Source organism: Lysobacter enzymogenes, from assembly GCF_017355525.1.
Lineage (GTDB): Bacteria > Pseudomonadota > Gammaproteobacteria > Xanthomonadales > Xanthomonadaceae > Lysobacter > Lysobacter enzymogenes_C.
Map to the genome: position 1 here is coordinate 1633315 of NZ_CP067395.1, position 24758 is coordinate 1658072.

Sequence of the window (24758 nt, forward strand, 5' to 3'; positions counted from 1 at the left end):
GCGCCGGCGGCGCAGCGGCGACACATGCCGAAAGTCACTGTGCAAGCGCTGCACGAGCGCACAGGATGGTCGGCCGTAACGCCCTGCCCGCGCGGCCCGTCCGCCGCGCCCGCCCTGGCCACCCGGAGACCCCTGCAATGCGATCCAGCCTGCGCCTGCTGTCCCTGTCCGCCTGCGTCGCCGCCGCGCTGATCGCCGGCTGCAAGTCCGAAACCGCCCCGCCCGCCGCCGACGCGGCCGCCGCGCCGGCCGCCGCCAAGCCCGCCGCCGGCGCCGAGTGGAACGCCGCCGTCGACGGCTTCCTGCAGGGCTATTTCGAACGCAACCCGGTCGCCGCCGCCGGCGCCGGCAAGCACGAGTTCGACGGCAAGCTGCCGGACTACTCGCCGCAGGCCTTGCAGGGCAACATCCAGTGGCTGCACCAGCAGCGCGACGCGGTGGCCGCGTTCGGCGACGACCGCCTCGACGCCGGCCAGCGCTTCCAGCGCGACTACGTGCTGGCGACCATCGACGGCCAGCTGTTCTGGCTGGAAGACTCCGGCTTCGCGACCAAGAACCCGGCCTTCTACCTCGGCGACCTGTCGCCGAGCATGTACCTGACCCGCCCCTACGCGCCGCTGGAACAGCGCATGGCCGCGTTCGCCGCGTACCAGGAAGCGCTGCCCAAGGCCGCCGAGCAGATCCGCGCCAACCTCAAGGGCCCGCTGCCGGCGACCTACATCGACCTGGGCGTGATGGGCTTCGGCGGCATGGCCCAGTTCTTCAAGACCGACGTGCCCGCCGCGTTCGCCGAGGTCAAGGACGAGGCGCTGCAAAAGCGCTTCGCCGCGTCCAACGCCAAGGCCATCGAAGCCATGCAGGGCCTGGCCGATCACCTGAGCCAGCAGAAGGCGCAGGCGACCCAGGACTTCGCCCTGGGCGCGGACAAGTACGCGCGCATGCTCAAGGCCACCGAGGGCGTCGATCTGCCGCTGGACCAGCTCAAGGCCGTCGGCGAAGCCGATCTGGCGCGCAATCTGGCCGCGCTCAAGAGCGCCTGCGAGGCCTACGCCAAGGGCCAGACGCTGCAGGCCTGCGTCGACAAGGCCGGCGCCGACAAGCCGGTCGGCGGCGCGGTCGAAGGCGCGCGCGCGCAGCTCGCGGGGCTGCGCCAGTTCGTGGTCGACAAGGACCTGGTCAGCATCCCCGGCACCGAGCAGGCCAAGGTCGAGGAAGCGCCGCCGTTCAACCGCAACAACTTCGCCTACATCGAGATTCCGGGGCCGTACGAGAAGAACCTGCCCTCGGTCTACTACATCGCCCCGCCCGATCCGAAGTGGCCCAAGGCCGAACAGGACGCGTACGTGCCGGGCAAGGCCGACCTGCTGTTCACCTCCGCGCACGAAGTCTGGCCGGGGCATTTCCTGCACTTCCTGCACGCCAACCGCTCGCAGTGGAAGTTCGCCCAGTTGTTCGTCGGCTACGCCTACACCGAAGGCTGGGCGCACTACACCGAGGAGATGATGTTCGACGCCGGCCTCGACGGCGCCACCCCGGAGATCCACATCGGCCAGCTCACCAACGCGCTGCTGCGCGACGTGCGCTATCTCTCGGCGATCGGCCTGCACACCGGCGGCATGACCGTGGCCCAGTCCGAGCAGATGTTCAAGGACAAGGCCTTCCAGGACCCCGGCAACGCCCGCCAGCAGGCCGCGCGCGGCACCTACGACCCGGCCTACCTCAACTACACCCTCGGCAAGCTGATGATCATGCAGCTGCGCGAGGACTGGACCGCGAGCCACGGCGGCCGCGCGGGCTGGAAGGCCTTCCACGACCAGTTCCTGAGCTACGGCGGCCCGCCGGTGCCGCTGGTGCGCGCGCAGATGATGGGCGGCAAGGCCGAGACCAAGCTGTGGAGCGCGCCGGCTGCGGGCGCGCCCGCTGCGGCGGCGCCGGCCGATGCCGGCGCTGCGGCCACCGCGCCGCCGGCCGCAGGCAAGGACGGCGCCGCGAAGTAAGCGCGCCGCGCAACGAATTCGATTTGGCGAGATCTTTCGCTTGGAACACGGGGCCGTTCGCGGCCCCGCTTTTTTATCCCCGGCGGGCACGGGGCGCGGCGCCGGTCCGCGACCGCGAACGGCGGATCAGAACCCCGCCAGCAGGCTGAAGCCGAAGGTCACGTCCGCGGTCGGGTAACCGCGCGGGCGGACGATCGGCGCGCCCATGAACACGTCGTAGTTCAAGCGTTTCCACGCGCCGCGCACGCCGAGCGCGCCGCCGGCGAGTTCGCGGCCGAGCAGGTCGGCGGCCGAACGCCCGCCGACCCGGCCGTAATCCAGCCCCAGGTACAGCTCCGCGCCGCCCTGCGGCAAGGCCCAGCCCAGGTCGTTGCGGACCAGCCAGCCGCGGTCGCCGAGCAGGCTGGTCTCGCCGTCGAAGCCGCGCACCGAATAGCGCCCGCCGATCGCGAAGCGGTCCTGCGGCGTCAGCGGCGTGCGGTTCCATTGCCCGCGCGCCAGACCGACGTAACGAAAGCCGCGCTCGCTCGCGCCGATGCGCAGCTTGAACGGCAGCGAGACGTTGACTTCGGCGCCGATCAGCTTCAGCCGCGAGGTGCCCTCGCCGAACGGCTGCTCCGGCGCGGCGATGGCGCCGAACGCGCCGGTGCCGCGGCGGTACGACAGATTCGCCTCCACGCTGGCCTTGCCGACGAATTCCTTGTGGTTGAGGCTCAGCTCCCAGCCGCCGACGGTGCGCCGCTGCACCTGGATTTCGGTGTCGTCGACGAAGTTGTGCGAGCCGCGGCGGAACGCGCGCAGCGCCAGCGCGGTCTTGCGCATCTGGTCGCGGTACAGCAGCCGCGACAGCCGCACCTCGGCGTTGTCGCTTTCGCCGGAATACTCGTAGGTCTGGTTGAGCCCGGCCACGGTCTGGCGATAGCCGCTGCGCGAACCGGTCAGGCTCAGCGCCCAATAGCCGTACGGCAGCGAGTAGTGCGCGGTGCGGCTGTCGGTGCCCTTGTCGGCGCCGCGAAACAGCGGGCTGGCGAGGGAATGGTTGTAGCTGACGTACAACAGGTCGTTGAGCCCGAACGGGTTGTCCAGCGACGCGGTGATCCCGCCCTGGTTGCGCCCGGTCGAATCGGTGCCGCTGTCGTCGGCGCTCAGCGTCAGCCGCCACTTCTTCGCCTGCACGTACTGCACGACCAGATCGCTGTCGCCGGGCCTGGCGTCGGCGGCGGCGGACGGTTCGATGCGGATGTCGGCATCGGCGGTCTGCGCGCGCTTGAGGTTCTCCAGCCCCTGCTCGATGTCGCGCAGGTTCAGCAGGTCGCCGGGACGCGCGGGAATCGCGCTGCGCAACAGCGCATCGGCGCCGAGCAAGGGCACGTTCGACCCGTCCTTGAGCCGGATCGCGGCGATCCGGCCGGGGACGACGGTCAAGGTCAATCGCCCCGACGCCAGGTCCTGCGGCGCGGCCAGGATCCGCGTGGTCACCCAGCCGCGCTCGATCGCGCGTTGCTGCGCGCGTTCGAGCAGGGTGTTGATCCCGGCCGTGCCGAGGCAGCGGCCGATCGGCGAGTCGTCGCGGTCGGGCCCGGACAGGTCGGCGACCGCCCATTGGAAGCGTTGCGCCTGCTCGCCGGTCAAGACGATGCGGTCGATGCGGAAGCACGGCGATTCGTTGTCGGCGATGCGCTGCGCCGGCGCCGCCGGCGTCGGCAGGCGTTCGTCGACGCTGCGTTCGTTCTGCTCGCGCAGGGCGCGTTCGCGTTCTTGCTGGCGTTGTTGCTCGATGATGGGTTGCGGGGTGGTGGCGGTCTGGGCCCAGGCCCAGCCGGGCGCGGCGACGGCGCAGACGCTCAACGCGGCGCACGCGGCCGCGCGCGCCGCGATGCGATCGGATGTGTTCAAAGTACTTCCCCTGAAAAAGGTGGTTCAAATCGGCGGGCGTCGGTGGACGCCGCCGCAAACGGCCGCAGGGCGCCGCGTCGTCGCGGCGCCGTGCGGATCGCGCCTCAGTTCTTGGACGGCGGCGGCGGCAGCGGCGGCGCGGTGCCCGGCCTCGGCGTGCCCTTGGGGACCGGGAACGGCGTCACCATCACTGTCGGCCGCGCCGTTTGCCCCTGCTTCGGCACCGCGACTTCGACCACATAGGCCTTGATCGTGTAGCCCTGCTGGAGCAGATCGTTCAAGCCTTGCGCATAGGCCTGGTCGGCGGCGCTGATCGGCTGGCCCTTGATCTTTCCGGTCGCCGCCTCGGTGATCCAGTCGCGCATCCGCGTCGGCAGATCGCCGACCCGCTGACGGTTGTCGGTGTCGGTGGTCTTGATCTCGAAGCCGCTGATGATCTTCTTGGCCGTGTCGATCTGGCCGCCGATGTAGTCGGGGCCGTTGCCGCGGCCGTTCATCAGCGAACGTCCGCCGGGCGACAACTGCTGGACGATCTCGGTGCCCAGACCGTTGGGCCCGTCGCCCCACGCGCCCAGGCGCACGCCGGCGTTTTGCCCGCTGATGCGCTGACCCTGCTCGGGCATGACGAACACGCTCGGCCCTTCGATGTCGGCCAAGGTCATCTGCCGCACTTGCCGCGCCACCTGCTGCTTCTGCAGGTCGTAGACGTTCGGCAGATCGCCGTCGCCGACGATCGGCGAGGGTTCTTGCGGCGTACGCGCGGGCGCCGGCGTCCGCGTCGACGGCCGCAGCCCGCCGACCGCGCGCACCGCGAGCGGCACGCCCGCGCTGATCGCCGACAGCGCCCAGTAGCGGGCGACGCGGTCGTCGAGCGCTTGCTTCACCGCTTCATCGCAAGCGCCGCCGCTCATGCCGACGCAGTAATCGCGACGGAACTGCGCGACCTCGGTCGCCTGCTGCACGTCGGTTCCGCCGATCGCGCCGACGCCGCCGACCGTGCCCAACTGGTGGATGTTGTTCTGCCAGCCGCGGAACACATCGGCCATGCCGCCGTAACCGAACGGAATCGCCTCGTCGATCGCGGCCGCGGTCGCGGCCTGCCCTTCCAGCGCCGCCACGCCGGCGACGTCGCCGGCGCGGATGTAGGCGCGGACCTGATCGATGTTCTGCTGCGACAACGCCATGTAGCGGCTCGCGATCGCCTTGATCTCCTCGTCGCCGCAGGCGCTGCCGCGCGCCTTGCAGGCGTCGAAGTCGCGTTTCATCTGCGCGGCCTGATCGTGCTTGAGGAAGTTCTGGCTGGTGCCGTTGCTGGCCACCGCGGCGTTGATCTCGACATCGGTGCGTCCGCCGGCGGCGGTGCCGACCGCGATCCCGAGCAGGGTCGAGCCGGTCTTCATCAACTCCTTGAACGCGACGCTGTCGCGCTTGATGCCCTGGCTTTCCAGGAACTGCGCCATCAGCGGCGCGAGTTGCTCGTTCAACGCGCCGGTGAGGAAGCCGGCCGAACCGTTGCCTTCGGCGATCTTGGCCTGGATCAACCCGGCCAGGCCGTGCAGCGCCGTCTTCTCCAGCGAGCCGTCGGCCCAGGCGGTGATCTTGCTCGGCTCCTCCTTGGCCGCCGCGGCGCGCTTGTTCTCCTGGTCCTGCAGCTCCTTGTTCAAGGCGCCGCTGATGTCGCCGATCGCGCCGGAGATCACTCCGCCGACCTTGTCGGCCAGTTCCAGCCGCTTCTGCGCTTCGGCCTGGCGCTTGGGAATCTCTGCGGCCTGCTGCAGGGTCAGGCTGTTCTTGAGCGGATCGTTCGCGGTCTTGGGATCGCGCACGGTCAGCGCGGCGACGTTGTCCGCGCTGCGCGCGTCGATCCCGGCGTCGCCGGTGCCGGTGATGGTCACGCTGCCGGGGCTGATGACGCTCAGCGTATGGCTGCGCTGCTCGCCGTCGGCCGGCAGGCCGTTGCTGCCGGCCGCCAGGTTCGAGCGCAGATTGCGGCCGGCGTTGGCCAGGAGCTGATCGCCGAGGCCGGTGCCCTGCGCATAGGCGTTGGAGCCGGAACTGAAACTCAGGTTGACGCTGCTGCTGGACGAACTGGTCGCCTGCTGGTTCTCCAGGTCGCGGCTGGTCAGGCTGGCGGTGCTCAGCCGGTTCTTGTCCGGCGTCGCGGTGCTGACGATGGCGCCGCCGACCAGATCGGTGTTGCCGCGCACGCGGATGTCGTAGCCGCCCGAGCCCGCGGTGATGCCGCTCTGGCCGCCGGCGCTGCGGTAGCTGTGGTCGACCGATTCGCTGGAGTACTTGGCGGTCACCGAGACGTATTCGCCGTAGCAGATCGGCGGAATGCACAGGCTCAGGTCGAGGCCTCGGCTGCTCTTGTCGCTGGCGTACTGGGTGACGTCCTGCAGGGTCTCGATGTTGAGATCGCGGCCGACGTCCAGCTTGACGCTCTCGCCGGCCAGCTGCGCGCCGCGCAGGTTGGTGTCGCGGCCGCTCTTGATCGACAGCGAATCGGTCGCGGTCAGGCGGGCGTTGTCGTGGACGACCTCGAAGCCGGTGGTGCGGCCGCGGCTTCCGCCCATGCTGACCTGCACGCTGACGCCGTTCTGCGAGCCGAAGCCGACCGTGGCGCCGCCGCCGAACGAGCTGCCCGAGCTGCTGCCCAGGGTCGCCGAGGTGTTCTGCGCCGCGAACAGGTTCACGTCGCGCTTGGCGTCCAGGGCGATGTCGCGCGCCTGCAGCTTGCCGCCCTGGATGTTGATGTCGCTTTCGCGCGCGGTGACGTCGATGCGGCCGGCCTGGATTTCGGTGCCGCGCTGGGTGGTGCTGAAGGTGGCGGTGTCTTCGCGGCTGCGGCTGCGGTTTTCGCTGACGCTGACGCCGAAGGCCGCGCCGCCGGGCGAATTGCCCATCGCCGCTTCGCTGCTGCCGGCGGCCACCGCCTTGTCGATCGCCGCCTGATCGACGCCGCCGGCGATCTTCTTGCCGAGCGAATCGTCGTTGGCGAACTTGTAGGCGTCGTAGCCGGCCTTCAGCGCCGCCGCGCCCTGCTCGCGCTTGTCGGTGGCGGTGCGCGCCTTCTCCAGTTGCTTGTACAGGCCGGTGATCTTGCCGCCGACGGTGCCCGACAGCTCGGCGCCGAGGGTGTGGCTGCTGCTCTCGGTGTGCTTCTTGCTGAACTCGGTCGAGGTCGCCGCCATCAGGTTGACCGCGTTGCCGGAAATGCCGACCCGGTCCTTGGCGAGCAGGTTGGCGCCTTCGGTGGTGACGTTGCCCTGCCCCGTGCCCTGGTACTTGGCGTCGACGCCGGCGATCAGCGACAGATTGCCGCCGTTGGCGCTGAGGGTGCTGGTCACCGCCTTGCTGGTCTGGCCGGTGCCGTCTTCGCCCTTGCGGGTGCGGCTGTACAAGGTCTGGTTCGGCGCCGCGCCCGGCTTGAGGTTGCGGCTGAGGTCGTTCTTGTCGCTGGCCGACATCGTGCTGTCGGTGTTGTACGCCGCCAGGATGTCGATGTTGCGGCCGGCGGTGATGGCGATGTCGCGGTCGGCCAGCACCTTGCTGGCGACGATCTGCGCATCGCGGCCGGCGTCGATGCTGACGTCGGTGCCGGTGATGCGGCTGCCGGCCTGGCTGACGCCGTTGCCGATCTTGAACTGGCTGGCCTTGTTGCTGGTGTAGTTGATGCCCTCGGCGATGCCGCGCGACAGGCCGCTGCTCTTGCTCGAGGAGAAGCTGGCGGTCTGCTTGTACTCCTGCGCGCTTTCGATGCGCACGTCGCGGCCGGCGCTAAGCACCGCCTGGCGTTCGGCGTTGACTTCGCTGCCGCGCACGATCAGGTCGTTGCCGGCCGACAGGACCACATCGCGCCCGGACAGATTGCTGCCGATCGCGCTGACGCTGTTCTCGCCGTCGAGCTTGGAACTGCTGCTGCGCACCAGCATCTTGCGGCCGGAGGATTCCTGCGTGGTCAGCACCGAGTCGGCGCGCACGCCGGCATCGATGCGGATGTCGTTGCCGGCGTCGACCGCCAGGGTGCCGGCGGCCGCGACCGTGGCCGCGCGCGCGTTGACGTCGTGGCCGGCGACGATGGCGACGCTGCCGCCGCCGAGGATCGCCGAACCGACCTCGCTGGTCTGCGCGGCCATGCCGCTGGCCTTGGTGTTGCCGCTGCGGCCGGTGGCATAGGCCGAATAGCCCTGGGTCACCGTGCCGACGGTGACGTCGCGCCCGGCCTTGACCAGGGTGCGTCCGTCCGCGCCGGCATTGGCCAGCACCGCGCCGGCCAGGTTGACGTCGCGTCCGGCCGAGGCCAGCAGGATGCCGCCGGGATTGCTGACGTAGACGCCGGCGATCCGGTCGATGTTGCTGCCGGTCAGCAGACCAATGGCGTTGCCGGTGGTGGTGCGGATGTTGATGTCGTTGCCGGCGGTCAGCATCGCCGCGTCGCGCGCGTTGATGCTGCCGCCGATGTTGTTCAGATCGTGGAGCGCGTTGAGGTTGACCTGGCCGCCGTCCATGCGCCCGCCGAGGTTGTCGATGTTCTGCGCGTTGATCGCCAGCAACTGGCGGCCGGCGATGGTGCTGGTGTTGACCACGCCGCCGGCGCTGTCGATGCGGGTGGTGGCGCCGCTGAGCAGCGCGCCGGACCCGTCGATGTCGCCCGGCCGCACCCGCACGTACACCTGCGGCACCAGCACGCGCTGGCTGCCGCCGCCGGGCAGGGCCACGGTCTGCTCGACCAGCCAGACGATGTCGCTGGTCAGCTGCGCCATCTGCGCCGCGCTCAGCGCCACGCCGGGGCGCAGGCCGTATTGCGCGGCGAAGGTGGCGCCGGCGTTCATCAGCGCGGCGTACTGGGCTTCGTCGTTGCCGAAGCCCTCCAGGTAGCGGTAACCGGTCAGTTGCGCGATCTGCTCGCGGATCAGCTTCTGCTCGTAGAAACCGTCGCCGAGGCGCTTCTGGGTCAGGTTGCCGTCCATGCCGAGGCGGCTGAGCAGGTAGTCGCTGCTGAGCCAGCGGCGCTGGTCGGTGAAGCGCGGATCGGTTTCGATCAGGTAACGGCTGGCCGAATCCGGGCGCAGGCCGAACAGGCTGGCGCGCGGCACCGTCGCATCGGGCGAACGCGTGCGCACCACCATCGGCACCGATTCGGAACCGCCGGTGCCGTCGGCACCGGCGCCGCCATTGGCCGCGCCGGCCGCGGCGCCGGACGCGCGCGCGACGCCGCCGACGTTGGCCGGCACTTCGATCATGGTTTGCGCGCCAGCCCCGCCGACCGCGCCGGCGCCGCCGATCGCGGCGTTGACGCCGGTAGCGCCGGCGGCGCCCGGGTTGTAGCCCTGCACCGCGTTGACGTTGCGTTGCGGCTCGTACTTGTTGAGTTCGAAGGTTTCGTTGATGTCGGACAGCGCGCCGCCGCCGACCAGCTTGCCCTCGTGGTTGATGACGGTGAACACCCGCTTGATGTTGCGGTTGCCGTTGAGCCCTTCGTTGAAGACTTCGCCGACGGTGGTCAGGTCGCCGCCGGCGACGATGCGGCTGCCGCGGTTGTGCAGGTTGCCGTCCAGCAGCATGTCGCCGCCGGACACGATGCGCGAGGGGTCGGCGTCGGTCGCGGTGTCCTCGGTCACCGCGTAGATCGTCGTCCACAGGCCGTAGCCTTCGCTGGAGAGCAATTCCCCCGGCGAGCCGTCGGGATTGCGCGCGTACACGAACGGCGACCCCGGCGCGTAGATGACCTCGTCGGGCAGGTACATGCGGTCCGCGCCGATCGGCGCGATCGCGATCAGCGGCGCCTTGGCCGGATTGGCCGGCGTGCCGATGCGCAGGTGTACGTCGTGGTTGTTGATCCGGTTCATGGCGATGGCCATGTCGCCGAGCGATTCGATCTCGGCGCTGAGATTGTTGAGCGTGCCGCCGCGGCCGGTCGCGCGGCGTTGCGCGTCGAGCGCGCCGCCGAGGCTCATGTCGCCGGCGCTGAAGATCAGCGCGTGCTCGCGGTTGTTGATCGTGCCCGCGCCGATGTCGAGCGTGGCGCGCGCGGCGATGGTGCCGGACTGGGCGCCCTCGACGTCGTTGTTGACGGTGCCGGCGCCGATCGAGACGTTGTCGCCGTAGATGCGGCCGCTGCCGAGGTTGTCGACGGTGCCGGCGTCGATGCGGGTGTCGCGGCCGTCGATCAGGCCGCGGTTGATGAGGTGCCCGGTGCCGACCACGGTGGTGGCGCCGACGATTTCGCCGCCGGCGCGGTTGTCGAGCGTCGCCGCGCTGACGGTCAACGTCCGCCCCGCCATCAGCTTGCCTTGCTGGGTCAGGGTGCCGGCGGTGGCGTAGCTGAGGTCGCGGTTGGCGGCGACTTCGCCGGTCTGGACCACGTCGCGGCTCAGCGCGATGCTCAGGTCCTGGTTCGACAGCACCCGGCCGTCGCCGCTGAAACCGGCGGCGTCGATGCGCAGGTTCTTGTCGGCGACCAGGGTGCCGCCGGTGTTGACCAGCTCCAGCGTCTTGGCGCCGGGATTGGCGCGGTTGGGATCGAGGATGTCCAGGGTGTCTGCGGCCGACATCAGGCCGCCGCTGTTGTCGATGCGTCCGGCGCTGGCGAGGACCACGTTGCGGTCGGCGCGGATCGCGCCGCTGCGGTTGTCCAGCGTCGCCGCGGCGAGGTTGACGTCGCGTCCTTCGATGCCCTGCCCCGCGCCCTGGGTCGCCGCGTTGACGACGCTGCCGGCTTGCAGCGACACCGCGCCGAGCGCGCGGATCAGCGCGCCGGTGTTGTCGATCGCGCCGGCGCGCAGGGTCAGGTCGCTCTTGGCCAAGGTCTGGCCGCCGCGGTTGTCGTAGCCCGCGCCGTGGGTGTCGATCAGCACACTGTCTTCGCCGAGCACCACGCCGCCGCCGGTGTTGGCGAAGGCGCCGGTGTCGGCGACGAGCGCGCGCTTGGCCGCGATCGAGCCGGCGCGGTTGTCGACCGCGCCGGCCGTCAACGTCAGCGTGTCGCCGCTGCTGATGCCGCCCTGGCCGTTGGCGCCGCCAGCGGCGTCGGCGTTGCTCAGCGCCGCGCCGTGGGTGTCGATGCGCAGCGCCTTGCCGGACTGGATCAGGCCGGCGTCGTTGTTCAACGCGCCGGAGCTCAGATCCAGGCCCTGGGTCGCGGCGATCACGCCCTTGCCGCGGTTGTCCAAGGCCTGCCCGCGGGTATCGATCGACACGCTGTCGCCGAACACCTGTCCGCCGGCATTGCTGAATCCGCCGTTGCTCAGGCTCAGCGCGCCGCCGGACTGCAGCTTGCCGGCGTCGTTGCGGGTCGTCGACACGGTGGCGACTTGCAGGCCGCCGCGCACCGCGGCGATCGTGCCGCCGCTGTTGTCGAGCCGCTCGGCCGAGAGCCGCGCATTGCCGTTGGCCGCGAGCGTGCCGCCGAGGTTGTTCAGCGCCGCGAGCGCCTGCACGTCCAGGTCGGCGACCGCGGCGATGCGGCCGCCGCTGTTGTCGAGCGCGCCGACGCGCAGCACCGCGTTGCCGCCGGCGGCGATGTCGCCGTTGCCGCGGTTGTCCAGGGTCTGCGCCACGTCGATGCGCAGGTCGGAGTTCTGCGCGGCGCGCAGGCTGCCGCCGCGGTTGCTGAGGCTGCCGGCCTGGATCCGCGCCGCGGCGTTGGCGGCGATCGCGCCGCCGTCGTTGTCGAGCGCGCCGGCGACGCTCACGCGCGCTTCGCCGTCGCCGCCGTGGACGATCTGGCCGCCGCGGTTGGCCAGCGAACCGGCCTGGATCGACACCTGTTTGGCGCCGGTCTTGGCGCCGTTGTGGTTGAACGCGCCGCTGAGGTCGACCGCGAGCGCGCCGTTGCCGGCGATCTGGCCGTTGTCGCCGTCGAAGCGGCCGCCGGCGATGCTCAGCGTGCCGCTGCCGGCGTGCTCGATCTTGCCGCCGGCGTTGCCGATGGTCGCGCCGCGCAGGCTCAGGTCGGCCGCGTTGACCGCGATGCGGCCGCCGTCGTTGCTGAGCGTGCCGCGCGCGGACAGCAGCGCCGCGGCGGTGCCGGTCTGGACGATCTCGCCGCCCTGGGCGTTGCGGAGGTTGCCGGCGCGCAGTTCGATCTGGCCGCCCTGCAAGCGGCCGCCTTCGTTGACCAGCGACTGCGTCGCGGCGGCATCGGCATCGATGCTGAGGCGGCCGCTCGCGACCACGTTGGCCCGACTCGCGAGCACGTCGCCCTGGCGCGCGCGCAGCGCGATCTCGGCCGCGCTGGTCTGGCCGCCGGACAGGTCCAGGCTGGCGCCGCTGAGGCTGGCGCCGCCGGCGGCGAGCTGGGTGCCGCGCACGACCACCGCACCGCTGGCGTCCACGCGCAGGTCGCCGGCCGCGCCGAGCTTGCCGTCGGCCTGCACGCCGGCGCCGAGCACGCCGCCGCTGTCGCCGGCGACGCTGCCGGCGGCGACGTTCAAATGGCGCCCGGCGGTGATCGCACCGCTGTTGCTCAAACCGGCGGTCAGCGCCAGCGCGGCATCGTTGCCCGCGCGCAGCTGGCCGCGGTTGCTGAGTTCGCGCGCGGACACGTTGAGGTCGCCCGCGGCGGCGGTCTGTCCGTCGCCGTTGTCGAACGCGCCGGCGATGCTCAGGCGCGCGTTGCCCTGCGCCGATTGGATCGTGCCCTTGCCGTTGTCGAGCGCGCCGGCGCCGATCGCGGCATCGCGATTGGACGCCAGCGTGCCGCCGCGGTTGTCCAGCGCGGCAGCGGCGGCGATGCTCAGCGCGCCGTTCGCCGCGACCGTGCCGCGGGCGTTGTCGAAGCGGCCGCCGACGCTCAGCGCGGCATCGCCGGTGCTCGACAGCGTGCCGTCCTGGTTCAGCAGTTCGCCGCTGGCGGCGATGTTCAGGCGGCCGGCGTTGAGCTTGCCGCCGCGGTTGTCGAACTGTTCGACGCGGGCGTCGAACCGTTCGCTGACATCCAGGGTGCCGCCGCGATTGTCGAAGCGCGGCTGGGCGATGCTCATGCGCGCGACGCTGAGGCTGCCGCCGCGGTTGTCGAGGTCGGCGCTGTCGAGATCGATCGCGCCGCCGAGGTAGATCCGGCCGCCGTCGTTGCGCAAGGCGCCGGCCGCGGCGATCGCGCCGGGCGAGAGCGGCACGTAAGGCGGCGGGACGATGCCGCCGCCGGGTTCGCGGGTGCCGGGCGTGCCGGTGCCGGGCGTGCCGGTGCCCGGGGTGCCGCCGCCGGGCGTGCCGCCGCCCGGAGTGCCGCCGCCGGGCGTGCCGGGGTCGGTGCCTGGGGTCGGCGTCTGCGCGATCGGTTCCTGGCCGATGACGCCGCCGACGTTGCTGAGCTTCGGCGCGTTCAAGACCACGCCCGCGCGGCTGGTCTGGCGCAAGGTGCCGCCGCGGTTGTCGACGTCGCCGCTGGCGCTGCCCAGTTCCAGCCGGCCGCCTTCGATGGTGCCGCCCTTGCCCGCCGCGGCATTGCTCAGGTCGCCCTGCGTGGCGATCTTGAGGTTGCCGCCGCTGGACACGCGCCCGCTGTTGGCCAGCGCCGCGGCGCTGAGCGCGACGTCGGTGGTGCCTTGCAGGGTGCCGAGATTTTCCAGCCGGCCGGCGCTGGTGACCACGAGCTGCCCGGCGCCGGCCAGGCCCGCGCCGGCTTGCGCCGACGCCGCCTGCACGGTGCCGGCGTTGCGCACGCCCAATCCCGCCTCGGTGCCGATCAGCGCGATCTTGCCGGCGTACATGCCGCCGAGCGCGGCCACGTCGAGCGCGTAGGCCGGCGCGGCGCCGCCGGCCGCGATCGTTTCGATGCGCCCGTGATCGGCGTCGATGCGGTTGGCGCCGGTCACCACCTTGAGCTCGCCGGCCCAGATGCCGGCGTTGGCCTGGACCGCGCGCGCCAGGATCGCGGCGTAGTCGGTGCGGCTCAGGTCCAGGCCCTTGCCTTCGATGCTGACGGTGCCGCCGCGGACCAGGTAGCCGTCGAGGCCGCCGATCGCGCTGAGCTGCGGCGTGCCGGTGGTCAGGGTCGCGCGGCTGGCGTTGATGAAGCCGCCGCCGTCGACCGCGATGCCGGCGGGGTTGGCGATCACCACTTCGGCGCGTTGGCCGGCGACTTCCAGATAGCCGCGCAGACGGCTGGGATCGCCGCCGTTGACTTCGTTGAGGATGACCCGAGCGCCGCCGCCGGCCAGTTGCGGATTGCCCTGGACCCAGCCGCCGAGCTGGGTCTGGGCGTTGGTGCGGGCGTTGTTGAGGATCGCGCCCTGCGGATCGACGTTGAACTGCTGGTAGACGTTGCGGCTGACCCCGGCGGCCGACGGGGTCTGGATGTTGATCAGCGGCACGCCGTTCGGCGCGGTCAGCAGCACCGGCCGTTGCGCGCCGGGCGCGTCGGGCGCGGCGACGATCTGGCCGTAGCCGGGCGGCGCCGCGAGCGCGGCGCACAGCACCGTCAGCGCGGCGGCCAGCGGCTTCAACACAGGGCGGCGCCCCGCGCCGACAGCGGCGGCGCGAGGCAGGAAGCTCGGGAGGGGAGTCATAACGGTCGTCCGTGAGAAATGTTCGGTGGTGCGCGGTCTCAAGGCCTGACTGGCCGCGCTCCCCTGACAAGACGAGCCTGCTTGCGCGCGCCCCCATGCCCGCACGCCGCCGGCGCGGATTTTTTATCGAATCGTGAGCGCAATCACGCCAGGCCGCTTCGCGAGTTCTTTAATGAATTCAATGAACTGCGGCAATAAATCACAGTGCTTGCGCCAATCGATCACAGTATCTGCGCCGATGGCCTTTTCCCGCCGGGATTGGGAAAAACCGCGCCGCCCCACTAGACTGCGGTCGCCTGTACCGGCCAGCGCGACCGGTACGTTCACCCGGAACCAGACCCACCCATGAAATCCCACGTCGTCGGCGCCCTGATCCTGATCGTCATCGGCACCTTGTTCCTGCTCAACAACCTGGGCTTCACCAATCTCAGCGTGACCAAGCTGTTGGTGACCTGGTGGCCGGCGATCCTGATCGCGGTCGGCCTGGGCCTGTTGTTCAAGCGCAACTGAGCGCGCCTCGCGCCATGTCCGCACGCATCGATTTCAACTGCGATCTCGGCGAAGGCTGCGGCGACGATGCGGCGATCCTGCCTTATGTGACCTCGGCCAACATCGCCTGCGGCGGCCACGCCGGCGACGCGGCGACGATGCGCGACACCCTGCGCCTGTGCCGCGCCCACGGCGTCGCCGCCGGCGCGCATCCGGGCTACGCCGACCGCGAGCACTTCGGCCGCCGCGCGCTGGCGCTGAGCGGCGAGCAGGTCGTCGCGCTGGTGCGCGATCAGCTGGCGCGGCTAGCGGCGATCGCCGCAGAGGAAGGCGTCGCCCTGACCCACCTCAAGCCGCACGGCGCGCTGTACAACCTCGCCGCCGACGACCGCGACGTGGCCGAGGCCATCGCCGCCGCGGTGGCCGGCTTCGATCCGGGCCTGATCGTGTTCGGCCTGGCCCAGTCCGAACTCACCGACGCGGCCGCGCGCCGCGGCCTGCGCGTCGCCCACGAGGTGTTCGCCGAACGCGGCTACGCCGCCAACGGCCGGCTGCTGCCGCGCGGCCAACCCGGCGCGGTGATCGAATCGCTCGACGAGGCGGTCGCGCAGGTGCGCGAGCTCGCCGTGCACGGGCGCGTGCGCGCCGCCGGCGGAGAGTCGATCGAACTGCGCGCCGACACCTTGTGCCTGCACGGCGACCGCAGCGACGCGCCGCAGTTCGCGCGCGCGGTGCGCGCCGCGCTCGAAGCCGACGGCGTGAGGGTCGCGGCATTGTGACCGCGGCGGTACGCACGGCGAAGGATCGCTTCCATCCGATTTCGCTTCCGCCACGCGAGGACTCCGCCGCATGAACTATTGGCCCCTGATCGGCGTCGCCGCGCTCGCGCTCGGCTTCGTGCTGCGGCTCAACCCGGCCCTGGTGGTGGTCGCCGCCGGCTTCATCACCGGCCTGGCCGCGCAGATCTCGCCGCTGCAGGTGCTCGAGGTGCTCGGCAAGGCCTACACCGAGAAACGCTTCCTGCTGCTGTTCCTGCTGACCTTGCCGGTGATCGGCCTGCTCGAGCGCCACGGCCTCAAGGAACACGCCCAGCGCTGGGTCGCGCGCCTGCGCGGAGCGACCATGGCGCGCCTGCTGATCGCCTACCTGCTGATGCGCCAGCTCGCCTCGGCGGTCGGCCTGACCAGCCTCGGCGGCCATCCGCAGACCGTGCGCCCTTTGCTGGCGCCGATGGCCGAGGGCGCGGCCCAGGCCGGCCACGGCGATCTCGACGAGGACACCCGCCAGCGCATCCGCGCGATGGCCGCCGGCACCGACAACGTCGGCCTGTTCTTCGGCGAGGACATCTTCATCGCGTTCGGCGCGGTGCTGCTGATCCAGAGTTTCTTCAAGGAGCACGGGCTGAACCTCGACCCGCTGCACATCGCGCTGTGGGGCATCCCGACCGCGGTCTGCGCGTTCCTGATCCATTGCGTGCGGGTGCTGCGCTTCGAGCGCCAGATGATCCGCCGGCTGCACCGCCAGCGCGCCGCCGAAGTCGCCGCGCTCGCCGACCAGGCGCGCGACGCATGATCGGGCTGGATTTCGTCTACTGGCTGCTGGGCCTGTACTTCGGCGCGCTGGCCTGGCGCGGCGCGCGCGATGCGGGCAATCCGAAGCGCTGGACCACGGCCGCGTTCTGGGGCCTGATCGCGGCGCTGATGTTCTTCGCCGAACATCTGCCGAACAAGGTCGTCGGCGCCTGCGTGGTCGCGCTGGCGCTGTTGGCCGGCTGCGGCGGGCTCGGGCGCGGCCGCTACGCCGAAACCGGCGAGCAGGAAAAACAGCAGGAATCGCTGCGCCTGGGCAACCGCCTGTTCTGGCCGGCGCTGCTGATTCCGGCGGTCACGCTGGCGTTCGCGCTGGGCCTCAAATACCTGCGCATCGGCGACGCGCCGCTGCTGGAAACCGCCAACATCACCCTGATCGGGCTGGCGTTCGCCTGCATCGTCGCCTTGGTCGCGGCCTGCCGGCTGACCCGGCAGAGCGCCTGGAGCGGCATCGAGCAATCGCGCCGGCTGGTCGACGCGATCGGCTGGGCGGCGCTGCTGCCGCTGCTGCTGGCCACGCTCGGCAGCGTGTTCGAAGCCGGCGGCGTCGGCCAGGCGGTGGCCGGGGTGGTGCGCATGGCGATCCCGGTCGACAACGCCTTCGCCGTGGTCGTCGCCTACGCGGTGGGCATGGCGCTGTTCGCGGTCATCATGGGCAACGCCTTCGCCGCGTTCCCGGTCATGACCGGCGGCATCGCCCTGCCCTTGCTGGTCGGCCACCACCACGCCGACCCCGCGCCGCTGGCCGCGATCGGCATGCTCTCGGGCTACTGCGGCACGCTGTTCTCGCCGATGGCGGCCAATTTCAACCTGGTGCCGGCGGCGTTGCTGGAACTCAAGGATCCCTACGGGGTGATCCGCGCGCAGTGGCCGACCGGCGCGCTGCTGCTGGCGTGCAACGTGCTGCTGATGTACTGGATCGCGCTGCGATGAGCCGCCGCGACGAACCCGCGCCGGTGCTGCTGACCGGTTTCGCGCCGTTCGGCGGCGAAGCCGGCAACCCCAGCTGGGACGCGGTGCGGCGCCTGGACGGCGAACGCATCGGCGGCCGCCGCGTCGTCGCCGACTGCCTGCCGGTGGCGTTCGGCGCCTCGCTGCGGCAGCTGCGCGAACGCCTCGACGCGCTGGCGCCGGCGCTGGTGCTGTGCATCGGCCAGGCCGGCGGCCGCGCGCAACTGTCGCTGGAACGCGTGGCGATCAACGTCGACGACGCGCGCATCGCCGACAACCTCGGCGCCCGGCCCATCGACGAGCCGGTGGTCGCCGGCGGCCCGGCCGCGTACTTCAGTTCGCTGCCGATCAAGGCGATGCGCGCGGCCCTGATCGAGGCCGGATTGCCGGCGGAAATCTCGCAGACCGCCGGCACCTACGTGTGCAACCACGTCTTCTACGGGCTGATGCACGAACTGCATCTGCGCGGCGACGCGCGGGTTCGGGGCGGCTTCATCCACATCCCGTATTCTCCCGCGCAAGCCGCGCGCCACGCCGGCGCGCCGAGCCTGGACACCGACAGCGTGGTCCGCGCCCTGCGCGCGATGATCGAAACCGCGCTGGCCACGCCGCTCGACCACCGCCTCGCCGGCGGCGCCGAGCACTGACGCCGGCGCGCCGCCGGCGTCGAACCCCTTCGCCGGCCGGCCGCCGGTGTCGAACCCCTTCGCCGGCTAGCCGCCGGCATCGCCATCGCTCGCGGCCGTCGCGGCCGCACCGCCGGAGAATCTTCATGCGCCGCATCCTGCTCGCCGTCCTGCTCGCCGCGGCCGCCGTCGCCCCGGCCCACGCCGGCCTGTTCGACAAGAATCCCGACCAGGTCGCGCAGGACGCGGCCGACAAAAACCTGCACGCGGTGACGCTGTGGGTCGACGCGACCTGGGGCTTCCGCAACCAGGGCGCGGCCAACGCGCTGAGCCGCGCGCATCAGGCCTTCGCCACCCGCGGCTACGACGTGGTCAGCGTCGAGCCGTATATCGAGAACGGCGATCTGCAGGGTTTCTTCGTCACCTATCAAAAGCCGCGCACCTGACGGCAGCTACCTGTAGGAGCGGCGCGAGCCGCGACCGCGACAACGCAACCGCGGCGAACGTTGCGGCGTAGGTGCGTTGTCGCAGTCGCGGCTCGCGCCGCTCCTACAGGGCGCCACCGAAAATAAAAAAGCCGGCGCTTGCAGCGCCGGCTTTTTCGTTCGCGACGTTCGCGCCGGACTCAGCGCGCGATCACCACGCGGGTGCCGGCGATCTGGTCGTGCAGGCAGCGGCGGTCTTCGCGGAAGATCATCAGCACGTCGACCAGGATGATGATCGCGCCGAGGCACGGAATCAGGCCGATGCCCTGCTGGAACAGGTAGCGCTTGCCCATCAGCGTGGCCAGGTCGGGCTTGTTGCCGTCCTGGTCGACGATCTTGATCTTCATCACCCGCTTGCCCCAGGTCTGGCCGCTCTGGCTCAGCGGCAGGTACTGCACCGCGAAGAACAGCAGCAGGCCGCCGAGGCCCCACATGATCTGCAGGCCGTAGGCCTGCTGGCCCGCCTGCGCGGCCTGCATGATCGCGGTGAAATAGCCGCCGATGGCCATCAGCGGCAGCATCAACACCATCATGATGACGCCGTCGATGATCGCGGCGACCAGGCGGGTGCCGCGTTCGGCCAGTTCCTGATCGCCGCCGCTGTGCGCGGTCAGTTCCGACTGCGGGCTCTGGTAAGGGTTTTGCGGGTCCATTCGTCTACTCCTTGCAGGGGTGGATGGGTCCGCGCGATTCCCCGTCGCGCGGCCCACGTTGGGCCCGGGAAAGATAGCAGGCAAAACCGCGATCGGCTGCACCGGTCACAGTCCTTTTCGGCCTGCGATGGCGCGCGCGGGCAGCGCCGCTGCGCAGGTTGCGCGAAAAACCGCGACGCGCGGACGGCGCCGTCCGGCATGGGCGGCGCCGATCCGCAGAGACAACCGCGTCCGTCAGGGCCGCCGCAGGCTTGCGCGCGGCGCGCGCGAACGCAATCCCCGCGAGGCCGGAGCAGGCAACCCATCGACGGGGAATCGTCTTGCGGGAGGGACTTCAGTCGCGACGCTTGCCGCCCGACCCGCGAAGAAGCCGCAACGAAAGCGTCGGGCCTGCAGGCTCCCTTACGAGAGCCGCAAGCCTCAGGGCCGCAGTTCCGGACTCAAAAAACCAAGCGCGAACGCGCCGCGCCTCAGGTCCGCGGCAAGGTCACGCCGACCTGGCCCTGGTACTTGCCGCCGCGGTCCTTGTACGAGGTCTCGCAGACTTCGTCGGACTGGAAGAACAGCATCTGCGCCACGCCCTCGTTGGCGTAGATGCGCGCCGGCAGCGGCGTGGTGTTGCTGAATTCCAGGGTCACGTGGCCTTCCCACTCCGGCTCCAGCGGGGTCACGTTGACGATGATGCCGCAGCGCGCGTAGGTGCTCTTGCCCAGGCACACCACCAGCACGTCGCGCGGGATGCGGAAGTACTCGACCGTGCGCGCCAGCGCGAACGAGTTCGGCGGGATGATGCACACGTCCGATTCCACGTCGACGAAGCTGCCGCTGTCGAAATGCTTGGGATCGACGATGGTCGAGTTGATGTTGGTGAACACCTTGAACTCGCGCGAGCAGCGCACGTCGTAGCCGTAGCTGGAGGTGCCGTAGCTGACGATGCGCTGGCCGTCGGCGGACTGCTTGACCTGGCCGGGTTCGAACGGCTCGATCATGCCTTGCGGCCGTTCGGACATGCGGCGGATCCAGCGGTCGGACTTGATGCTCATGCGGTGTTCCTTCGGGGGCGCGGCCGGAGCCGCGCGGTCTGCGTTTGGGGGTCGGGCGACAGGCGCGTCCGGTCCCGGATTGTAAGGGCTGCGGCAGCGCGCCGGCCCGCGCCGCGCTTACAGCAGCGAGGCGGAAATCGACGGCGCCATGCGCGGACGCCGCGCCAGTTCCGCGGCCAGCCGGCGCGCGGTGCCGCGGTACGCGCGCGCGGCCGCCGAATCGGGCTGCGCGGCGACCACCGGCACGCCGGCGTCGCCGTGCTCGCGGATCGCGATCTCCAGCGGCAGGCTGCCGAGCAGCGGCACGCCGTACTGCGCGGCCATGCGCGCGCCGCCGCCGTCGCCGAACAGGTGCTCGGCGTGGCCGCAGTTCGAGCACACGTGCACCGCCATGTTCTCGACCAGGCCCAGCACCGGCACCTCGACCTTCTCGAACATGCGCAGCGCCTTGCGCGCGTCCAGCGTCGCCACTTCCTGCGGCGTGGTCACGATCACCGCGCCGGCGACCGGGATCTTCTGCGCCAGGGTCAGCTGGATGTCGCCGGTGCCCGGCGGCAGGTCGACGATCAGGTAGTCCAGCTCGCCCCATTGGGTGTCGTTGAGCAGGGTGGTCAGCGCCGAGGTCGCCATCGGGCCGCGCCAGATCATCGGCGTGTCCTGTTCCACCAGCGGGCCGATCGACATCGCTTCGATGCCGTGCGCGCGCAGCGGTTCGATGTGCTTGCCGTCCGGGCTGTCGGGCTTGCCGTGCACGCCGAGCATGGTCGGCACGCTGGGCCCGTAGATGTCGGCGTCGAGCACGCCGACGCGGGCGCCGTCCCCGGCCAGTGCCAGGGCCAGATTGACCGCGGTGGTCGACTTGCCGACCCCGCCCTTGCCCGAACCGACCGCGATCAGGTTGCGCACGTTCGCCAGCGGCGACAGCTTCGGCTGGACCGCGTGCGAGACGATCCGCGCGATCAGCTCCAGGCTGGCCAGGGCCAGGCCTTGCGGCGCCAGCGCCGCGGCGATCGCGGCTTCGAGCCCGGCGCGCATGCCTTCGAGGGCGAAACCGGCGGTGACCGACACCGCGACCCGGCCGTCGGCCGCGCCGGCGCGCACCCGCGCGCCGCTGTCGGCCAGGCTCAGATCGGTGTCGGGAAGGTGGATCGCCGCGATCGCGGCCTGCAGCGATTCGTTCATGCCGGACGTCCGGCAAGGCAAAGGAAATGGAGAGGCATGGAAGCTCTAGAAAGGAAACCAGCGGCCGCCTCGCGCGGCCCGGGCCTCATGGTAAGGCCTGCGCCGCACAAACGTCCCGTCCTGCGCCTGCGGCGCAGGATGTGGCGCCGGGGTGAGCCGGCACACGGCCGCCACGTCCGCACGAGGTACAACGCCGGCTGAATTTGCAATTCAAAATTGCCTAACAATCCGACGAAATGGCCGAAATCGCTCCTGAAATCCCCCATACGGCGGCGAATTCGGCACTGTTTCGCACTCACAATCGAATATAAAACTATTATTTTTCATATAGATATAAAAATGCCAGTGACGGATTTCCACGTTCCGATGGCTTTTTCGATGACAGAACGGTTAACCACATGTTAATTTCAACCTGAAGGAACAAAATTTCCGCCAAGGTCGGCACAAAGCGGCAGACGACCGCGCATCTCAAACGTTCCAGGGGAAAAAACCAGATGGCACACCACAACAGCGGCCTGCGCCCGAGCAGGCTGTCGCGGGCGCTTGCGGCCGCGATTTTGATCGGCGGCGTCGTGGGGACGACGCACGCACAGCAGGACGAGCCGGCCGCCGCCGGCACGACCGCGAAGAAGACCACCAACGTCGAAGGCGTGGTCGTCACCGGCTCGCGCATCAAGCGCACCCAGATCGAGGGGCCCTCGCCGGTCACCGTGATCAGCTCCACCCAGATCCAGCGCGAAGGCTTCGTCACCGTGTTCGACGCGCTGTCGACGCTGACCCAGAACGGCGGCGTGGTCCAGAACGAGCTCAGCGCCTCCGGCGGCTTCACCCCGAACGGCAGCCCGGTCAACCTGCGCGGCCTCGGCCCGGGCCGGACTCTGCTGCTGATCAACGGGCGCCGCGCGGCCGACTATCCGTTCCCGTACAACGGCCAGAGCAACTTCCAGAACTTCGGCAACATTCCCTCGGCCGCGGTCGACCGGATCGAGATCCTGTCCGGCGGCGCCTCGGCGATCTACGGCTCCGACGCCGTCGCCGGCGTCATCAACGTCGTGCTCAAGACCAATTTCAACGGCGACAAGCTGACCGTGCGCGGCGGCACCACCACCACCGGCGGCGGCGACTTCGGCAACGTGCAATGGGTCGGCGGCCGCTCCGGCGACAAGTGGAGCGTCACCTACGCGCTGGAGTACTTCGCCGACGAACCGGTGTTCGCGTTCCAGCGCAGCTTCATGGATTCGGCCGACGACAATCCGCGCCCGACCCCGGAGCTCGGCGTCAACCAGCCCAGCGTCGGCCTGCGCCTGAACCGTCCGGGCGGCGCCGCCAATTCCTACATCGCCCCGCCGCCGGGCGCCTGCGAGCGCTTCGGCGGCGAGTTCGTCGACTACAACTTCCGCACCGTCGTCGCCGGCTCGCGCGCGGTGACCAACCTCGGCAAGGGCTGCGGCTCGTGGGGCAACGTCGGCTACCAGACCATCGCCAACGGCAACAGCGACTGGTCGGGTTATCTGTACGGCACCTACGACTTCAGCGACGGCCTGCAAGCCTGGGCCAGCCTGCAGGGCTTCTACTCCAAGTCCAAGCTGTCCGGCGGCACCGAGTCGATCAGCGGCCCGCACATCGACGGCACCGGCCGCGTCACCACCTGGTTCGACACCGGCTTCAACGCCAACCTCAACATGAACCGGATCCTGACGCCGCAGGAATACGGCGGCTTCGACGGCCTGTACCAGCGCTACACCGAGAAGTCGCTCGACGCGGCGTTCGGCCTGCGCGGCACCATCGGCCGCTTCGACTGGGACGTGACCCTGGGCCGCGCCGAGTACCGCGCCGAACGCACCCGCCAGCGCCTGGACGGCTCCAAGGTCACCGACTGGTTCTTCGGCCCGCGCCTGAACACCACCGGCACGCCGCGCTACAAGCTCAACCTCGATCGCTTCTACACCCCGCTGACGCCGGAGCAGTACCGGGCGATGTCGGACACGCTGAAGTACCAGTCCAAGTCGTGGGTGACCCAGGGCAGCGCGACCCTGTCGGGCGACCTGTTCGAGCTGCCGGCCGGCCCGCTCGGCTTCGCCGCGGTGCTCGACTTCACCAAGCAGGGCTACGACCTCAAGTCGCCGCGCAGCATCCTGCCGACGGTGATCGAGACCTACAACCTCACCGGCACCAACGGCGGCGGCGACCGCGAACGCGCCGCCGCGGGCGTGGAGTTCTCGATTCCGATCCTGCCCTCGCTGAAGGCCAGCCTGGCCGGCCGCTACGACAAGTACGACGACATCACCGCGGTCGACGACGCCAAGACCTGGGGCTACGGCCTGGAGTGGCGCCCGTTCGACAACCTGCTGCTGCGCGGCAACTACTCGACCAGCTTCAAGGCGCCGGACATGCACTTCGTGTTCAACGAAGGCAGCGGCAGCTTCACCAGCCCGCTGGATACCTACCGCTGCCTCAACGCCGGCCTGGCGGCGTCGTCGTGCACGGGCTCGGTCTACAACTACGCGGTGTTCGCCACCAGCAAGGGCGAGCCGAGCCTGACCGAGGAAACCGGCAAGTCGTGGGGCGCGGGCCTGGTCTGGGACGTGACCGACGGCCTGTCGATGTCGGTGGACTACTACGACATCAAGCTCGACGACGCGGTCACCACCCTCAGCAGCGCCTACATCCTCGACAACGAGGGCGGCTGCCGCACCGGGCTGACCCGCACCCGCCAGCCATTCCAGTTCTCGCCGGATTCGGCGTTCTGCCGCGAGATCGTCAGCCGCGTGCGCCGCATCGACGCGCCGGGCGAGCCGACCCCGCGCATCGACGGCGTGCGCAGCGGCCCGGTCAACCAGTCGCTGCTGCACGTGTCCGGCTTCGACGCCGCGCTGAACTGGCGCTTCAGCACCCAGCGTTTCGGCGACTTCCGCACCGAACTGGGCTGGACCCACACGCTCAAGAGCGAGCGCCAGCTGCTGGCGACCGACCCGATCGATCGCGACTACCGCGACGACCCGGGCAACTTCGCCTTCCGCAGCCGCGTACGCGGCTCGGTCAACTGGCAGCGCGACGACTGGAGCGCGACGGTGTTCATGACCCGCTACGGCAGCCTGCCGAACTGGCAGGAAACCGGGCGCATCGCCCCGTACTTCCTGTGGAACCTCAACCTCGGCAAGCAGATCACCGACAAGGCCCGGGTCACGGTGTTCGTCAACAACGTGTTCAACAAGTTCCATCCCAAGGACAGCGGCTTCGACGCCTATCCGTACTTCTGGGACGCCTACAGCCCGATCGGCCGCGAGGTCTCGGCGCAGCTGGAATACAACTTCAACTGATACCGGCCGCAAG

General features: G+C 70.5%; 14 protein-coding genes. 8 read left to right on the forward strand and 6 right to left on the reverse strand.

All coding sequences use genetic code 11. From position 1 onward, the window contains the following. Positions 1 to 137 precede the first annotated feature (137 nt). Positions 138 to 1997, forward strand: coding sequence for a DUF885 domain-containing protein (locus JHW38_RS06705; RefSeq protein ID WP_207525207.1), 1860 nt, complete (start codon positions 138 to 140; stop codon positions 1995 to 1997). 126 nt (positions 1998 to 2123) lie between these two features. Here the strand turns inward: JHW38_RS06705 and JHW38_RS06710 are convergent, their stop codons facing one another. The 3 genes from JHW38_RS06710 to JHW38_RS06720 form a co-directional block, all read right to left on the reverse strand. Next, entirely contained in the window at positions 2124 to 3893 is a 1770-nt protein-coding gene (locus tag JHW38_RS06710; RefSeq protein ID WP_207525208.1) for a ShlB/FhaC/HecB family hemolysin secretion/activation protein, read from the reverse strand. 104 nt (positions 3894 to 3997) lie between these two features. Continuing rightward, positions 3998 to 14407, reverse strand: coding sequence for a hemagglutinin repeat-containing protein (locus tag JHW38_RS06715; RefSeq protein WP_207525209.1), 10410 nt, complete (start codon positions 14405 to 14407; stop codon positions 3998 to 4000). Between the two features lie 123 nt (positions 14408 to 14530). Continuing rightward, positions 14531 to 14734 carry a hypothetical protein gene (locus tag JHW38_RS06720; protein ID WP_207525210.1) on the reverse strand — a complete coding sequence of 68 codons (204 nt, stop codon included), beginning with the start codon at positions 14732 to 14734 and terminating at the stop codon, positions 14531 to 14533. 18 nt (positions 14735 to 14752) lie between these two features. Between JHW38_RS06720 and JHW38_RS06725 the strand changes: the two genes are divergently transcribed. The 6 genes from JHW38_RS06725 (at position 14753) to JHW38_RS06750 (ending at position 18508) form a co-directional block, all read left to right on the forward strand. After that, a complete protein-coding gene (locus JHW38_RS06725; protein WP_091793749.1) occupies positions 14753 to 14917 on the forward strand; it encodes a LiaI-LiaF-like domain-containing protein in 165 nt (54 codons plus the stop codon). A 14-nt stretch (positions 14918 to 14931) separates the two neighbouring features. Continuing rightward, complete coding sequence (locus JHW38_RS06730; RefSeq protein ID WP_207525211.1) at positions 14932 to 15675, forward strand: LamB/YcsF family protein; 744 nt, start codon at positions 14932 to 14934, stop codon at positions 15673 to 15675. Between the two features lie 70 nt (positions 15676 to 15745). Beyond that, positions 15746 to 16468 carry a DUF969 domain-containing protein gene (locus tag JHW38_RS06735; protein WP_207525212.1) on the forward strand — a complete coding sequence of 241 codons (723 nt, stop codon included), beginning with the start codon at positions 15746 to 15748 and terminating at the stop codon, positions 16466 to 16468. Further along, complete coding sequence (locus JHW38_RS06740; RefSeq protein WP_207525213.1) at positions 16465 to 17418, forward strand: DUF979 domain-containing protein; 954 nt, start codon at positions 16465 to 16467, stop codon at positions 17416 to 17418. Before JHW38_RS06735 ends, JHW38_RS06740 begins: the two co-directional genes overlap by 4 nt. After that, on the forward strand, positions 17415 to 18083 hold the full coding sequence (gene pcp, locus JHW38_RS06745) for a pyroglutamyl-peptidase I (RefSeq protein ID WP_207525214.1): 669 nt from the start codon (positions 17415 to 17417) through the stop codon (positions 18081 to 18083). Before JHW38_RS06740 ends, pcp begins: the two co-directional genes overlap by 4 nt. A 125-nt stretch (positions 18084 to 18208) precedes the next feature. Next, the gene (locus JHW38_RS06750) at positions 18209 to 18508 is read left to right on the forward strand and encodes a hypothetical protein (RefSeq protein WP_207525215.1); all 300 of its coding nucleotides are present in this window, start codon (positions 18209 to 18211) and stop codon (positions 18506 to 18508) included. A gap of 179 nt (positions 18509 to 18687) precedes the next feature. On the opposite strand, the gene JHW38_RS06755 is transcribed toward JHW38_RS06750, so the two are convergent. From JHW38_RS06755 to apbC, 3 genes are all read right to left on the reverse strand, one after another. Further along, entirely contained in the window at positions 18688 to 19200 is a 513-nt protein-coding gene (locus tag JHW38_RS06755; RefSeq protein WP_207525216.1) for an RDD family protein, read from the reverse strand. Between the two features lie 470 nt (positions 19201 to 19670). After that, positions 19671 to 20243, reverse strand: coding sequence for a dCTP deaminase (gene dcd / locus JHW38_RS06760; protein ID WP_207525217.1), 573 nt, complete (start codon positions 20241 to 20243; stop codon positions 19671 to 19673). A gap of 117 nt (positions 20244 to 20360) precedes the next feature. After that, positions 20361 to 21425, reverse strand: coding sequence for an iron-sulfur cluster carrier protein ApbC (gene apbC, locus JHW38_RS06765; protein WP_207525218.1), 1065 nt, complete (start codon positions 21423 to 21425; stop codon positions 20361 to 20363). A 572-nt stretch (positions 21426 to 21997) separates the two neighbouring features. On the opposite strand from apbC, the gene JHW38_RS06770 reads away from it, so the two are divergent. Next, the gene (locus JHW38_RS06770) at positions 21998 to 24745 is read left to right on the forward strand and encodes a TonB-dependent receptor plug domain-containing protein (RefSeq protein ID WP_242691245.1); all 2748 of its coding nucleotides are present in this window, start codon (positions 21998 to 22000) and stop codon (positions 24743 to 24745) included. Positions 24746 to 24758: the final 13 nt, after the last annotated feature.

Excerpts from the sequence above, each read along its gene's own strand:
- pcp (WP_207525214.1), top strand. The coding sequence starts at position 17,415 with ATGAGCCGCCGCGACGAACCCGCGCCGGTGCTGCTGACCGGTTTCGCG.
- apbC (WP_207525218.1), bottom strand. The coding sequence starts at position 21,425 with ATGAACGAATCGCTGCAGGCCGCGATCGCGGCGATCCACCTTCCCGAC.
- dcd (WP_207525217.1), bottom strand. The coding sequence starts at position 20,243 with ATGAGCATCAAGTCCGACCGCTGGATCCGCCGCATGTCCGAACGGCCG.
- JHW38_RS06735 (WP_207525212.1), top strand. The coding sequence starts at position 15,746 with ATGAACTATTGGCCCCTGATCGGCGTCGCCGCGCTCGCGCTCGGCTTC.
- JHW38_RS06755 (WP_207525216.1), bottom strand. The coding sequence starts at position 19,200 with ATGGACCCGCAAAACCCTTACCAGAGCCCGCAGTCGGAACTGACCGCG.
- JHW38_RS06705 (WP_207525207.1), top strand. The coding sequence starts at position 138 with ATGCGATCCAGCCTGCGCCTGCTGTCCCTGTCCGCCTGCGTCGCCGCC.
- JHW38_RS06750 (WP_207525215.1), top strand. The coding sequence starts at position 18,209 with ATGCGCCGCATCCTGCTCGCCGTCCTGCTCGCCGCGGCCGCCGTCGCC.
- JHW38_RS06725 (WP_091793749.1), top strand. The coding sequence starts at position 14,753 with ATGAAATCCCACGTCGTCGGCGCCCTGATCCTGATCGTCATCGGCACC.
- JHW38_RS06715 (WP_207525209.1), bottom strand. The coding sequence starts at position 14,407 with ATGACTCCCCTCCCGAGCTTCCTGCCTCGCGCCGCCGCTGTCGGCGCG.
- JHW38_RS06730 (WP_207525211.1), top strand. The coding sequence starts at position 14,932 with ATGTCCGCACGCATCGATTTCAACTGCGATCTCGGCGAAGGCTGCGGC.
- JHW38_RS06740 (WP_207525213.1), top strand. The coding sequence starts at position 16,465 with ATGATCGGGCTGGATTTCGTCTACTGGCTGCTGGGCCTGTACTTCGGC.